Origin of the sequence: Streptococcus sp. S5 (assembly GCF_034134805.1) — a bacterium.
GTDB classification, from domain to species: Bacteria; Bacillota; Bacilli; order Lactobacillales; family Streptococcaceae; genus Streptococcus; species Streptococcus lingualis.
Window position 1 is genome coordinate 606,351 of the sequence record NZ_CP139419.1, and the last position, 13,503, is coordinate 619,853.

Consider the following 13,503-nt stretch of genomic DNA (forward strand, 5'->3'; position numbering starts at 1 on the left):
GGGCCTAGAAATTGTTTTCCTCTCTTGAAAATGGTATTCTAATGAAAGAAAAAAGGGGAAGTTATGAGTAAAAAAGCTGTCGTGTTTTCAGCCAATCTGTCTTATATGGAAAAGTTGGAAACCGCTATGAAGTCACTGTGTGCCCATCAGGACCAGTTGAAAATTTACGTCTTAAATGAAGATCTACCAACTGAGTGGTTTACTATTATGAATCAACGCTTGCGCCAGTTGGATTCAGAAGTGATCAATTGTCGGATGTCTCCCGAGCAATTCCAATCCTTCTCGCTTCCAAGTGACCATATTCACTATGCGACCTATTTCCGTTACGCTATTCCAGAGATGGTGGAGGAAGAGCGGATTCTCTATCTGGATTGTGACATGATCTTTACACAGGATTTATCGCCTTTGTTTGAGGTCGATCTAAAAGGTTATGGACTGGGTGCAGTGGTAGATAAGCCAACGACGACAGATGGATTTAATGCTGGACTTTTGGTGATTGATGAGATTTGGTGGCAAGAGCACCAAGTGACAGAGGCGCTTTTTGATCTTACTCGTGAACACCATCAGCATGTTTATGGAGATCAAGGAATTTTGAATCTGTATTTCAAAGATGCGTGGTTTCCATTACCTTGGACCTATAATTTACAAGTGGGGTCTGATAAGGATCAATACCTCTATGGAGATCTAGACTGGTACGATGCCTTTCAAGGGATTCCAGCGGTCATTCACTACACCTCTCATAATAAACCTTGGACCTCCAAACGCTTCAATCGTTTTCGGGAACAATGGTGGTTTTACTATGCCCTCTCTTGGGAGGAAATTTTGCTTCGAAAACCGATTTTGAAGCAAACCTATCAAGACCTAGTGGGAGAATTTCCTTATCATGCTGCCATTTATACCCATACAGCAGATATCCACGAGTTGGAGACGTTGTTAAAAGAGTTGCCAGAAGTAGCGATTCATGTCCTTGCCCATAGCCATTTTGGTTTTAATTTGGTGCAATTGGAACGCTACCCCAACCTCTTTCTTTATCCCTCTTTTGATCCCTTGACCAGTCGAAAGGTCTTAGAAAAATTGGATTTCTATTTGGATATCAATCCTTATGATGAGGTGGATCAGATGACGCAAACGATCCAGCAATTGGGCTTACCGATTTTCTCTTTTGAAGGAACCAATCATGTGGAGAATGGAGAGAATCAAGTATTTGCGGATGATCAGGTGCAGGAGATGGTGGCAGCGATTCGCGATTATTTAAAGAGAAATGAGAAGAAGCATGGAAACAAATGAAGTAGTGAGTATCATCATTCCCATCTATAATGTAGAAGCTTATTTGAGACAATGTTTGGAAACGGTTATCTATCAGACTTACCCACATTTAGAAATCATATTGGTCAATGATGGTTCGCCAGACCAGTCAGAAGAGATCTGTAAAGAATTTTTTAGGAAGGATGCGCGCATCCGCTACGTTCGCCAAGAAAATGGGGGCTTATCTGCTGCTCGGAATACAGGGATTGAGCTAGCGACTGGGGATTACCTCACCTTTATTGATCCAGATGACTGGGTGACGGAGGACTATGTAGAAGTGCTCTATCGCCAACTTCAAAAGTATAATGCGGATGTTTCCGTAGCCAACTATAACCTCTATGATGACAGTAGTAGCAAATACTTGATCAAGGTAACGGATGATGATTATTCAGAGACTCTTTATGAGGGGAGAGAGATCATGGACCACGATGCCATCCAGGAGACCAGAGATATGGCCTGGGCTTGTGCCATGATGAAGCTCTATAAGCGTAGCTTATTTGAAGGGCTTCGTTTTCCAGTCGGAAAAAATGTTGAAGACAACTTCCTGATGTACAAGCTCTTCTTAAAAGCCCATCGAGTAGTTCATACGGAGAAATGTATTTATTGGTATCGCGTGGGGCGTGCAGATACTCTGTCCCAGGTTTGGACCGAAAAGCGAGTCGTCGATGAGATGGAAGCTAAGCAGGAGAAGTTGGCTCTACTGGGGATGTTGGGCTATGATTTGACTTGGCATCGCTATATCTACAAAACGCGCTTGAAACGGGCCCTTGAAAAATTAGAGGAAGCAGGCTTGCAAGGGACAGAAACCTATGAGCGCGTGGTGACCAACCTCCGTTTTATTGAAACGATGGACTAACCCCTTATTGATGAGAAAGGATCAGCATGTTCATTATTGCATCAGAGCAGACCAGAGAGCTGGATCGTTTGCAAAAATACTTGAACAAACTTAGCCAGCCCTACCGAGTATTTGTGACCAATCTGGAAACAGATTTGGACCAACAGACAGAGAGTCTTGCGACCTTTTTTACCCAAAAAGACGCAGCATCAAAAATTGGAAAACCTTTATTTTTCAATGATCTAGCAGTTCCAGAATTATGGGAATGTTGGACACTAGGGATCACAACCTATCTTTTTGATGGTGAGGAACGTCGTGCCAACGTGGTTTTGAGAGAGGATATCTTGTCTCGAACAGTTGACAGAGTGGAATGGTTTGGTCAGGGAGAAGAGATCGTATCCATTGATGTCTACAACCGCTATGGCTGGAGAAGCAAACAGAGTCTCCTTACGGAATCTGGCCAACCATATTTAGACATCTATTTGAACCGTCAACAAGAAGAAGTCTTGCTTCACTTTGTCTCACAAGGAACCTTTTTGCTTCAAACTCCTAAGGGACGGGATCGCCTGTATGCCAATAAGAAAGAGCTGCAAAGAGCTGTCTTAGAACAAGTCTTGCCGGAAGATGAAGCTGTTCTTTTGATGGACAAGTCATTACTAGATGTTGTGAAAGAGATACCAAAGGAAAGACTCGCCTACTGTGCCAGTAATGCGCATGATCTAGACGAGATCAAAGAACAAGTCAGTCAGATTTTATTGGTAGAAGATGGTCTGTTGAGGGAGAAAAAAGCCGGAATCACAGTCTTGTCAGGGCTGGTAGATGTGGAGCAGGAAAGTTTTCAACCAGAAGCCATGGTCATGACGGCTTCTCAAGAGGTCGAAGGCCTATCTAGCCTGGTCCATCAATTCCCACAAGTGACCTTTCACATTGCTGCTTTGACGGCTATGGGGCCAAAATTAACAGACTTAGCAACTCGTCCCAATGTGCGCCTCTATCCAGGGATTTCGCCGGACAAATATGAGGACTTGTTATCCAGCTGCTCTATTTATCTGGATTGCAACCAGGGAGAAGAAGTGTGGAGTAGTAGTCTTCATGCTCTTGAAAATGGGCAAGTCTTATTTGGTTTGAAGAGCACGGTTCATCAGGAAGCCTATAAAAACTTGAGCACAATCACAGATACAGTCGAAGAAATGAAACAGCAACTAGATACCTTGCTCCAGCATCCAGAGACCCACAAAGAATTGGTAAGAGAGCAGGCACGAATCTTGAAATTGCCTGAAAAAGAAGCTTTGGAAGAGCTGTTTAAGCGATTAGAGGGAGGGACAGCATGACCATTTATACCTTTAATCTATTAGTGGGATTTGAACCCAATGGGGTCGATGTTGCACAAGCCTCTCGGGCAAAGATGCTCCGGGGCCTAGGAGTAGCAGCGAAGTTTATCTTTACCACTTGGCCCACTCCAGAAAAATTGGCCTATTACCTCTCATTGGGGCACCGGGATGAGGAACTGCTTTTTGCCCATTTAGCTTTTACGGATCAACAGACTACGGTCCCTCAAAAGACGGTAGGGGCCTTGCAAATGGAGTTTCAACTGACGCGTCTGGATGTTGTTGAAAAAACGGAAAGAGCCATTCGCTACCAATTTGCGGATGGAAACGCCCTGACCTTTCATTTGGATCCCTATCATCCAAACTGTGTCCGCTATGTAGACTATCTTTTGGCTGGAAATAGAATCAAGCGAGAGTATTATGGAGCTTGTAAACTTGTCACCGAGTATTTTCAGTATGGTAGTGTTGTCAGACGGACCTACCACAACCAAGATGGGAGTATTGCTTTTGAAGAATTGAGGTTTGGTGGACGCTGGCTCTATAAACTGGGGTCTGAGATTTTGACCAACCATACAGAAGTGATGAGACGTTTTTTGTCGCCGCTGTCGCTAAAAGAAGAAGATCTGATTCTGCTTGACCGGGCTTCGCGCATGGATTTTGCCCGTCCTTTGTTGGAGAACGTTGCTCCTTCAAAGCTCGCCATGGTGTTTCATTCGGAGCATGAATTTGAAAATGGCCATCTCAATTATGAATATTATTATGTGTTCAAGTATGACAAACGCTTCGATTATTTCATCACGGCAACGGATCTTCAAAAAGAAGTCTTGGAGCAGACACTTGCTAAACAAGGATGCCAAGGAATTCCAATCTATAGCATTCCGGTTGGGCATCTAGAAGAATTGACAGAATCACAAGGAGATCGACCTCCCTTTAGTGTGCTCACAGCTTCCCGTTTGGATCCAAGGAAACGCATCGATTTGGCTATTCGAGTAGTGGCCCAAGCTCATGAAAAACTCCCAGCCCTTCAGTTTGATATTTATGGGAAGGGTGGAGAAGCGGACAACTTGCGCCACCTGATTCAGGAGCTTGCAGCACAAGATTATATTCACCTACGCGGTCATGCGGATCTTCAGCAGATCTATCCTTGCTACCAAGCCTACCTCACCACTTCTCAGTGGGAGACCTTTGGTTTGACTTTGATGGAGGCGGCTGGAGCAGGTTTGGCCTTGCTGGGCTTTGATGCCCGTTATGGTAATCCAACTTTTATAAAAGAGGGTGAAAATGGCTTTTTGGTACCTTATAGCGAGACAGTGCCAGAAGAAGAGTTGGTGAAAGAGTTGGCAGACAAGCTGGTCCAGCTCTTTGAAAGCGACCTCACTCCATTCCATCAGGCTTCTTATGACTTGGCCTCTTCTTACCTCGCTTCTAAGGTCCAGGAAGTCTGGAAAGAGACTCTAATGGAGATGGGGCAATTCGGCGGAAAAGAAATATAAAATGAAGAATCTGTAGCGACAAAAAAGTCCTACAGATTTTTTCTAAGGCAAGCAAATTGGGCTAAATTATGGTAAAATAGAGGGTATTGAAAAATCATCATTTCACGAAAGGAAGCAAGATGAAAATAACGCAAGAAGAGGTAACCCACGTTGCCAATCTTTCAAAATTGAAATTCTCTCCAGAAGAGACAGCTGAGTTTGCGACAACCTTGTCTAAAATTGTCGACATGGTGGAATTGTTGGAAGAAGTGGACACAACAGGCGTTGCTCCAACAACGACCATGGCGGATCGTAAGACTGTATTGCGTCCGGATGTTGCTGAAAAAGGGACTGACCGAGACCGCTTGTTTAAAAATGTACCTGAAAAAGATAACTACTACATCAAGGTACCAGCTATCCTAGAAGATGGAGGAGATGTCTAATGTCATTCAACCATAAAACCATTGAAGAGTTGCACGACCTCCTTGTCTCTAAGGAAATTTCGGCAACCGAATTGACACAAGCTACGCTTGAAGATATCAAGGCGCGTGAAGAAGCGGTTAATGCCTTTGTAACGGTAGCCGAAGAAGCAGCTCTTGCACAAGCCAAGGCCATTGATGAAAAAGGAATCGATGCAGACAACCTCCTGTCAGGGATTCCACTCGCTGTCAAAGACAATATCTCAACAGATGGTATCTTGACAACTGCGGCTTCAAAAATGCTCTATAACTACGAGCCAATCTTTGATGCGACAGCGGTTGCCAATGCCAAAGCCAAAGATATGATTGTCATCGGAAAGACCAACATGGATGAATTTGCCATGGGTGGATCTGGTGAAACTTCTTACTATGGACCAACCAAGAATGCATGGGACCACAGCAAGGTGCCTGGTGGATCTTCTAGTGGTTCAGCAGCTTCTGTCGCTTCAGGTCAAGTCCGTTTGTCCCTTGGTTCAGATACAGGTGGTTCTATCCGTCAACCGGCTGCTTTTAATGGGATTGTTGGTCTCAAACCAACTTATGGAACAGTTTCCCGTTTTGGTCTCATTGCTTTTGGTAGCTCACTCGACCAAATTGGGCCGTTTGCACCAACGGTTAAGGAAAATGCGCTCTTGCTTAATGTTATTGCCAGTGAAGATGATAAAGATTCAACTTCAGCGCCAGTGCGCGTAGCAGACTATATTTCTAAGATTGGTCAAGACATTAAAGGCATGAAGATTGCCCTTCCGAAGGAATACCTTGGGGAAGGGATTGACCCAGAAGTCAAAGAAACTATCCTTAAAGCGGCCAAACACTTTGAAAAATTGGGAGCAACTGTCGAAGAAGTCAGCTTGCCTCATTCTAAATACGGAGTTGCCGTATACTACATCATCGCTTCATCTGAAGCTTCTTCAAACTTGCAACGTTTCGATGGGATTCGCTATGGTTTCCGTGCGGAAGATGCTAAAAACTTGGATGATATCTACGTGAACACTCGTAGCCAAGGCTTTGGTGATGAGGTTAAACGCCGGATCATGCTTGGTACCTTTAGTTTGTCATCTGGTTACTACGATGCCTACTACAAGAAAGCAGGTCAAGTTCGTACCCTCATTATCCAAGACTTCGAAAAAGTCTTTGCGGATTACGACCTCATCCTTGGTCCAACAGCTCCAAGCGTTGCCTTTGATTTGGATTCGCTCAACCATGATCCGGTTGCCATGTACTTGGCTGACCTCTTGACCATTCCAGTCAACTTGGCAGGTCTTCCAGGGATTTCGATTCCTGCAGGTTTTGCGCAAGGTCTTCCAGTTGGTTTGCAGTTGATTGGTCCGAAGTATTCTGAAGAAACCATCTACCAAGCTGCAGCTGCCTTTGAAGCAACGACGGATTACCACAAGCAACAACCCCTTATTTTCGGAGGTGACAATTAATGAACTTTGAAATAGTCATCGGACTTGAAGTCCACGTTGAATTGAATACAAACTCAAAAATTTTCTCACCAACCTCTGCTCACTTTGGGAACGAGCAAAATGCCAATACCAATGTGATTGACTGGTCTTTCCCAGGGGTGCTTCCTGTCTTGAACAAGGGTGTTGTGGATGCTGGTATCAAGGCTGCTTTGGCGCTGAATATGGATATCCATCAGCACATGCACTTTGACCGGAAGAACTATTTCTACCCTGATAATCCAAAGGCCTACCAAATTTCGCAATTTGACGAGCCAATCGGTTACAACGGTTGGATTGAAGTGCAATTGGAAGACGGTTCAACTAAGAAAATCGGGATTGAACGAGCCCACTTGGAAGAAGATGCCGGTAAAAACACCCACGGAACAGATGGCTTCTCTTATGTAGACCTCAACCGTCAAGGGGTGCCATTGATTGAGATTGTATCTGAAGCAGATATGCGTTCTCCAGAAGAAGCCTACGCTTATTTGACAGCTTTGAAAGAAGTTATCCAATACACTGGTATTTCAGACGTCAAAATGGAAGAAGGATCGATGCGTGTAGATGCCAACATTTCCCTTCGCCCATACGGTCAAGAGGAATTTGGTACCAAGACGGAGTTGAAAAACTTGAACTCTTTCTCAAACGTCCGTAAAGGTCTTGAATACGAAGTGGAGCGCCAAGCGAAAATCTTGCGTTCAGGTGGGGTCATTCGTCAAGAAACACGTCGTTATGATGAAGCGAATAAGAGCACGATTCTTATGCGTGTCAAAGAAGGAGCAGCGGATTACCGTTACTTCCCAGAACCAGACCTTCCATTGTTTGAAATCTCAGATGAGTGGATCGAGGAAATGCGTACTGAGTTGCCAGAGTTTCCAAAAGACCGTCGGGCTCGCTATGTGGCAGAGCTTGGTTTGTCTGACTATGATGCCAACCAATTGACAGCGACGAAAGTTACTTCTGACTTCTTTGAAGCAGCTGTAGCCCTTGGTGGCGATGCTAAACAAGTGTCTAACTGGCTCCAAGGTGAAGTCGCACAATTCTTGAACGCAGAAGGCAAAACGCTGGAAGAAATCCAATTGACACCAGAAAACTTGGTTGAAATGATTGCCATTATCGAAGATGGAACCATTTCATCTAAGATTGCCAAGAAAGTCTTCGTTCACTTGGCGAAAAACGGTGGCGGTGCGCGTGAATACGTCGAAAAAGCTGGCTTGGTACAGATTTCAGATCCTGAAGTCTTGATACCAATCATCCACCAAGTCTTTGCAGACAATGAAGCAGCCGTAGCTGACTTCAAGTCAGGCAAACGGAATGCGGACAAGGCCTTCACAGGCTTCCTTATGAAAGCAACCAAAGGCCAAGCCAACCCACAAGTAGCTCTTAAACTACTTGCCCAAGAATTGGCGAAGTTGAAAGAAGAGTAATAGATAAAGAACCAGCCGAGAGGTTGGTTTTTACTATCCATAAAATTGTGTTAGAATAGGAAAGACCATTACATATCAACTGGCATTAGGAGGAGTTACATGAACAAATTTTTAAGAGTCTTATTTGTCCTGGTTATCATCGCCATGACTGGAGCGATTATCTTCCAGCTATTCTTTCCATCCTATATGGGAAGTCATTCGGGATATGGTATTTCTGTCGGTTGGCAGCGGGAGATTGGGATTTGGAATGTGGCGGTCCTTGTGATCCTGATTGCTGTCAATCTCAAATACGATTGGTTTTATCTTCGGACGGTTCTATTGGCTTTGATCCTAGGTGGGCTTGGGATCGGGACCAATCATCTCTACAGTTATTTTCACTATCATCTGCCGGTCAATGGGATCGGTGCGCTTGAAAATTATCTCCTAGTCCTTGGTTGGATTGTTGGGTGGAGATTGGAATCTTCTCGGATCAAGAAGAAATAAGAAGGAGCAGTCAAAGGGCTGCTCTTTTTCATCTTCAGTTTTTCCTTGACAAACAAAAGGAAAACGTTTACAATTTTAAATATAAAGTTTCCTGAAAAGAAAACAAAAAAGGTGAAAACAAGGAGATCATCATATGGCTACTATGAAAGCAGCTCGCTGGCATGCAGCAAAAGACGTTCGTATCGAAGAAGTGGAAGTACCTGAAGTACAACCACATCAAGTAAAAGTGGCAGTTAAGTTCACAGGGATCTGTGGTACGGACTTGCATGAATATTTGGATGGACCGATCTTCATCCCAACTGAAGAACATGTGTATTCTGGTCAAAAAGCACCGGTTACTTTGGGACATGAATTCTCTGGTGAAATTGTAGAAGTCGGAAGTGATGTGACTCGTGTCAAAGTTGGCGATCGTGTCACTATCGAACCAATTCTTGCAGAGCACAACTTAATTGGTGATTATAACCTCGATCCAAACTTGAACTTTGTCGGACTCGCTGCAGATGGTGGTTTTGCTAAATATTGTGTTCTTGATGGTGATCTTGTCCATGTGATTCCAGATAGCTTGAGCTATGAACAAGCCGCTCTTACAGAACCTGCTGCGGTTGCTGTGTATGCCGTTCGTCAATCTGCTTTGAAAACTGGAGATACAGCTGTTATCTTTGGTTTGGGCCCAATTGGTCTTTTGATTGTTGAAGCCCTTCGTGCAGCAGGAGCATCAAAAATCTATGCGGTTGAATTGTCTCCTGAACGCCAAGCTAAGGCTGAAGAATTGGGTGCCATTGTGGTTCGTCCAAAAGAAGGTGAATCAATCGTTGAAGCGATCCATCGTTTAACAGGTGGTGGAGCAGATGTTTCTTATGAAGTTACTGGGGTTCCAGTTGTTTTAGGTCAAGCCTTGGCAGCTGTTCATAAAGCTGGGGAATGTATGGTCGTATCTATCTGGGAACGTGAAGCTAGCATCAATCCAAATGAATTCGCTATTCAAGAAAAATCCCTCAAAGGAATTATTGCCTACCGTCACATCTTCCCTAAAGTCTTGGAATTGATGGAACAAGGCTACTTCTCTGCTGAGAAATTGGTTACTAAGAAAATCAAATTGGAAAATATCGTTGAAGAAGGATTTGTTGAATTGACACAAGATAAATCTCAAATCAAGATCTTGGTTCAACCTGAATAATCTAATAATTTTATATGAAATATATGAGGCTGAAACGTTTCGTTTCGGCCTTTTGTGATACAATAAAAGTAAGGAACAGATTTGGGAGGGGACTATGTCAAAGACGATGAAGGGGACGCTCATGACCTTGATTGCTGGGATCGCTTGGGGTTTATCAGGAGCTTGCGGCCAGTACCTGATGGCTCATGGATTTACAGCAATTGGTTTGACAACAATTCGTTTAGTGTTTTCAGGAGCTGTACTACTGCTTCTTGCATATCTAGCGGACCAGGAAAAAGTAAAGGCCTTTCTAACAGACCGCTCGTCATACATCCCCTTGCTTTTATTTGCATTTTTGGGATTGTTAATGACCCAATTGACTTATTTAGAAGCGATTGATGCGACTAATGCAGGTACTGCAACTGTTTTGCAATATCTCTGTCCCATTGGAGTTTTGGCCTATTCTTGTGTTAAGGACCGGGTAGCTCCTACGGTATCGGAAATCTTTTCGATGATCTTAGCCATCGCAGGGACCTTTCTCATTGCAACCCATGGTCAACTCAATCAATTGGCAATCACTCCTAAAGGGCTAGCTTGGGGACTTGTTTCTGCCTTTGCCTATGCCCTCTACATCATTCTGCCTATTCAGTTAATTCAAAAATGGGGTAGTATGTTGGTGATTGGTATCGGTATGCTCATTCCAGGGCTTGTGATGATTCCCTTCACGGGAAGAAGACTTTTTCATGGCCAATATAGCATGGACAATCTAATGGGCTTAGTTGGCTTGGTGGTGATTGGGACCATATTTGCCTATACGGTCTTTTTGAAAGGGACAACTCTGATTGGACCGGTCAAAGGTAGCCTTCTTGCAGCTATTGAGCCTATTTCAGCTGTATTCTTTGCTTTTGCCATTATGAATGAACATTTCTTTGCCATTGATTTTATAGGAATGGCTATGATCCTCCTTGCGGTCCTCTTGATTTCCCTTAAGGATCTCATGATTCAAAAAGAAAAAGGAATCTTGTAAAACCAAGATCAATTATTTTTCAGTTAAAAGGTTGAGAATAAAGTCTTGGCCTTTTTGTAATCCTCGCCCTTTGAGGGAGAGTTATCACTATATAGCGTATACATAGATAGAAAAAGATGTTAAAATAGAACAAAACTTTTTTAAGGAGATGAGGATGAAAAAGATTTTTAAATGGACCCTATTTGCTGTGGCGACCTTGAGTTTAGCGGCTTGTGGAACTACTGCTCAAAAGACAAATTCGCAGCAAGCAAAGACAGAAAAAGCAGCGAAAAGCTCGGCATCTGACGGTCAAGTCGAGGTGAGTTTAAAAGGAGGACAATACATCAAACCACCTGTCCTCAATGACTCAGAAGACGGAACCTATTTAGCCCTTCAATTAGAATTTAAAAATGTTGCCAAAGAATCTATCAACGTGTCAGATTCAGATATCACCATTTACGATGCAGATAATAACAAGGTCAAATTGCAGTCAGGAATTTATGACCAAAGTGAAGCCTTCCAACTGCTCAAGAGTGATCAGTTGGCCCAGGATAAAAAATTAACCGGCTATATCGTTTTTCCAGTCGAAAAAGGCAAGAAGTACGAAGTGCAGTATGAACGAAAAACCTATAGCTCTGATAAAAAATCCAAGCCTTTAAAATTTGCGGTGGATTCTTCTCAGTATGAGGATAAGGTGGAAGCTTCCACTATTCTAGCAGATGAATACATCAATCAAGTTTACTTCAGTGGCCAACGAAAGGTCAAAAAGGATGACGCTTTTGTTTTGGGAACTGATTTGAAAAAGGAAGCCAGTGATTTCCGTGCGAAATTTGCGGCTGATTTTACTCGTCAATTACATGATTACCAATTCTCTGAAGAAGAAGTGAACCAGTTTATCGATGCTTATGAAAAGGAAAATGCTAAGCGTGCGAAATTAACCTATAAGGTCAAACAATATCTCCCAGACAAGGTGGTCATTAGTCTAAATCCTGAGACCGTCAGCATGGAAAAGACGATCTTAAACCACATGCAGACCTTCTATCAGGAACATCGAAAAGACTACCCAGGGATCATCGAAGCAAACCAGGCTCAAAACAAAGCCTATAGAGAGGAAATGATGGCTTCTCTTGCAGATCGTCCCTTGACGACGCCGGATCGATACGACTACCAGTTGACCTTTGTTAAGAAAGATGGCAAATGGGAAGTAGAAAAAGCCTATAATAGTGATAGCTTTATGGAAAAATTCGAGGGAAATCTTTCTTAATGCTGAAGTTGGCACTCCTAGGACATGAATCTAGGAGTGTTTTTATCTATAGTTTGAAACTATATCAAAACCCAAGAAACAGGAATTAGACGGAAACACCTATTAGTGATAAAATAATTTTAAGTTTGAAAGGAGATGAAGGCTTGTGTCTTTTTCTTATGAAGAGTTAGCAGAGATTCGCCACTATATCCACCAACACCCGGAATTGTCTGGTCAAGAATACCAGACAACCGCCTTTCTAAAGGAGCGTTTAGAAGAGTTGGGGATTCGTATTTTAGAGAGTGGATTGAAAACTGGTCTGATTGCAGAAATTGGGTCCGGCCAACCGGTGGTGGCACTTCGAGCAGATATCGATGCCCTTCCGATTTTGGAACAAACGAATCTGCCCTACCAAAGTCAGAATCCAGGAGTCATGCATGCCTGTGGCCATGATTTTCATCAAACCAGTCTTCTGGGAGCAGCAGCTCTTCTCAAGGAAAAAGAAGACCAGCTTGAAGGGACCGTTCGCTTGATCTTTCAACCAGCAGAAGAAATCTCAGAAGGTGCTTCTGACGTTTTGGCAACAGGACTGTTGGAGGATGTTCAAGGAATTATTGGTTTTCACAACATTCCTCAGCTAAAAGCAGGGCAACTTGCCTTGAATGCTGGAGCTATGATGGCAGGGGTTGAGAAATTCAAGGTTACTGTGACAGGGGTTAGTAGTCATGCTGCAAGACCGGATTTGGGAGTTGACACTGTAACGGCCGTCACAACCATGGTTCAGAATGTACAATTATTAATTTCACGGACCGTTTCTCCCTTTGAAACAGCTGTTTTGTCCATTACGCACCTGGATGTGGGCTCAACTTGGAATGTGCTCCCAAAATCAGGCTATTTTGAAGGGACCATTCGTTCCTTTAATCCAAGTGTGCAAAGAGACTTGAAGGCACATTTTATTTCCATCATTCGACACATTGCAGAAAGTCTGGAAGTAGATGTAGCTTTTGAGTGGGGTGTGACCCCGCCAGTTACCTTTAATGATGAGGAATTGACGAAAGTGGTTTGGGAAGCTTCACAAGGTTTGGCTGAAGTGATCCCAGCAAATCCTTCTACTGCTGGAGAAGACTTCGCCTTTTACCAAGAGCGAATTCCTGGAGTCTTTGCCTTTATCGGTTCAAATGGAGAGCCGGATGCTCCAGACCTTCATCATGATCACATGACCATCGATGATGCAGCCTTTGAGGTATCGGTTCCCTATTATGTTGAAAATGCGCAAGCTTTATTGCGGTATTTTAAGGCCAAAGAAGTGTGATAAAGAAAAACT

General features: G+C 43.4%; 12 protein-coding genes. All 12 read left to right on the forward strand.

What is annotated here, in order from left to right:
* The first annotated feature begins 63 nt into the window (after window positions 1–63).
* The 12 genes from SM123_RS02750 to SM123_RS02805 all read left to right on the forward strand — a co-directional run bounded on the left by SM123_RS02750 (window position 64) and on the right by SM123_RS02805 (window position 13,491).
* Complete coding sequence (locus SM123_RS02750; protein ID WP_320909783.1) at window positions 64–1,287, forward strand: glycosyltransferase; 1,224 nt, start codon at window positions 64–66, stop codon at window positions 1,285–1,287.
* Window positions 1,274–2,161 carry a glycosyltransferase family 2 protein gene (locus SM123_RS02755; protein WP_320909784.1) on the forward strand — a complete coding sequence of 296 codons (888 nt, stop codon included), beginning with the start codon at window positions 1,274–1,276 and terminating at the stop codon, window positions 2,159–2,161. The genes SM123_RS02750 and SM123_RS02755 overlap by 14 nt, the downstream gene beginning before the upstream one ends.
* 26 nt (window positions 2,162–2,187) lie before the next feature.
* Window positions 2,188–3,471 carry a glycosyltransferase family protein gene (locus SM123_RS02760; protein WP_070595391.1) on the forward strand — a complete coding sequence of 428 codons (1,284 nt, stop codon included), beginning with the start codon at window positions 2,188–2,190 and terminating at the stop codon, window positions 3,469–3,471.
* Window positions 3,468–4,961 carry a glycosyltransferase gene (locus SM123_RS10305; protein WP_320909785.1) on the forward strand — a complete coding sequence of 498 codons (1,494 nt, stop codon included), beginning with the start codon at window positions 3,468–3,470 and terminating at the stop codon, window positions 4,959–4,961. Before SM123_RS02760 ends, SM123_RS10305 begins: the two co-directional genes overlap by 4 nt.
* Before the next feature lie 119 nt (window positions 4,962–5,080).
* Entirely contained in the window at window positions 5,081–5,383 is a 303-nt protein-coding gene (gene gatC, locus SM123_RS02770) for an Asp-tRNA(Asn)/Glu-tRNA(Gln) amidotransferase subunit GatC (RefSeq protein ID WP_320909786.1), read from the forward strand.
* Window positions 5,383–6,849, forward strand: a complete 1,467-nt coding sequence (gene gatA / locus SM123_RS02775) for an Asp-tRNA(Asn)/Glu-tRNA(Gln) amidotransferase subunit GatA (protein ID WP_320909787.1) — start codon at window positions 5,383–5,385, stop codon at window positions 6,847–6,849. Before gatC ends, gatA begins: the two co-directional genes overlap by 1 nt.
* Window positions 6,849–8,291, forward strand: a complete 1,443-nt coding sequence (gene gatB, locus SM123_RS02780; protein ID WP_320909788.1) for an Asp-tRNA(Asn)/Glu-tRNA(Gln) amidotransferase subunit GatB — start codon at window positions 6,849–6,851, stop codon at window positions 8,289–8,291. Before gatA ends, gatB begins: the two co-directional genes overlap by 1 nt.
* A gap of 99 nt (window positions 8,292–8,390) precedes the next feature.
* Window positions 8,391–8,774 (forward strand): hypothetical protein, encoded by a 384-nt coding sequence (locus SM123_RS02785; RefSeq protein WP_320909789.1) that lies wholly within the window; start codon window positions 8,391–8,393, stop codon window positions 8,772–8,774.
* A gap of 133 nt (window positions 8,775–8,907) precedes the next feature.
* Window positions 8,908–9,951 carry a 2,3-butanediol dehydrogenase gene (locus tag SM123_RS02790; protein ID WP_320909790.1) on the forward strand — a complete coding sequence of 348 codons (1,044 nt, stop codon included), beginning with the start codon at window positions 8,908–8,910 and terminating at the stop codon, window positions 9,949–9,951.
* A 94-nt stretch (window positions 9,952–10,045) separates the two neighbouring features.
* The gene (locus SM123_RS02795; RefSeq protein ID WP_049492378.1) at window positions 10,046–10,957 is read left to right on the forward strand and encodes a DMT family transporter; all 912 of its coding nucleotides are present in this window, start codon (window positions 10,046–10,048) and stop codon (window positions 10,955–10,957) included.
* A gap of 154 nt (window positions 10,958–11,111) precedes the next feature.
* Window positions 11,112–12,200, forward strand: coding sequence for a DUF4352 domain-containing protein (locus tag SM123_RS02800; RefSeq protein WP_320909791.1), 1,089 nt, complete (start codon window positions 11,112–11,114; stop codon window positions 12,198–12,200).
* Between the two features lie 145 nt (window positions 12,201–12,345).
* Window positions 12,346–13,491 carry an amidohydrolase gene (locus tag SM123_RS02805; RefSeq protein WP_049492385.1) on the forward strand — a complete coding sequence of 382 codons (1,146 nt, stop codon included), beginning with the start codon at window positions 12,346–12,348 and terminating at the stop codon, window positions 13,489–13,491.
* The last annotated feature ends 12 nt before the right edge of the window (window positions 13,492–13,503 follow it).

What these genes read in the sequence shown, in the direction of transcription:
- SM123_RS02750 (WP_320909783.1), top strand. Translation starts at nt 64, where the DNA reads ATGAGTAAAAAAGCTGTCGTGTTTTCAGCCAATCTGTCTTATATGGAA.
- SM123_RS02755 (WP_320909784.1), top strand. Translation starts at nt 1,274, where the DNA reads ATGGAAACAAATGAAGTAGTGAGTATCATCATTCCCATCTATAATGTA.
- SM123_RS02760 (WP_070595391.1), top strand. Translation starts at nt 2,188, where the DNA reads ATGTTCATTATTGCATCAGAGCAGACCAGAGAGCTGGATCGTTTGCAA.
- SM123_RS10305 (WP_320909785.1), top strand. Translation starts at nt 3,468, where the DNA reads ATGACCATTTATACCTTTAATCTATTAGTGGGATTTGAACCCAATGGG.
- gatC (WP_320909786.1), top strand. Translation starts at nt 5,081, where the DNA reads ATGAAAATAACGCAAGAAGAGGTAACCCACGTTGCCAATCTTTCAAAA.
- gatA (WP_320909787.1), top strand. Translation starts at nt 5,383, where the DNA reads ATGTCATTCAACCATAAAACCATTGAAGAGTTGCACGACCTCCTTGTC.
- gatB (WP_320909788.1), top strand. Translation starts at nt 6,849, where the DNA reads ATGAACTTTGAAATAGTCATCGGACTTGAAGTCCACGTTGAATTGAAT.
- SM123_RS02785 (WP_320909789.1), top strand. Translation starts at nt 8,391, where the DNA reads ATGAACAAATTTTTAAGAGTCTTATTTGTCCTGGTTATCATCGCCATG.
- SM123_RS02790 (WP_320909790.1), top strand. Translation starts at nt 8,908, where the DNA reads ATGGCTACTATGAAAGCAGCTCGCTGGCATGCAGCAAAAGACGTTCGT.
- SM123_RS02795 (WP_049492378.1), top strand. Translation starts at nt 10,046, where the DNA reads ATGTCAAAGACGATGAAGGGGACGCTCATGACCTTGATTGCTGGGATC.
- SM123_RS02800 (WP_320909791.1), top strand. Translation starts at nt 11,112, where the DNA reads ATGAAAAAGATTTTTAAATGGACCCTATTTGCTGTGGCGACCTTGAGT.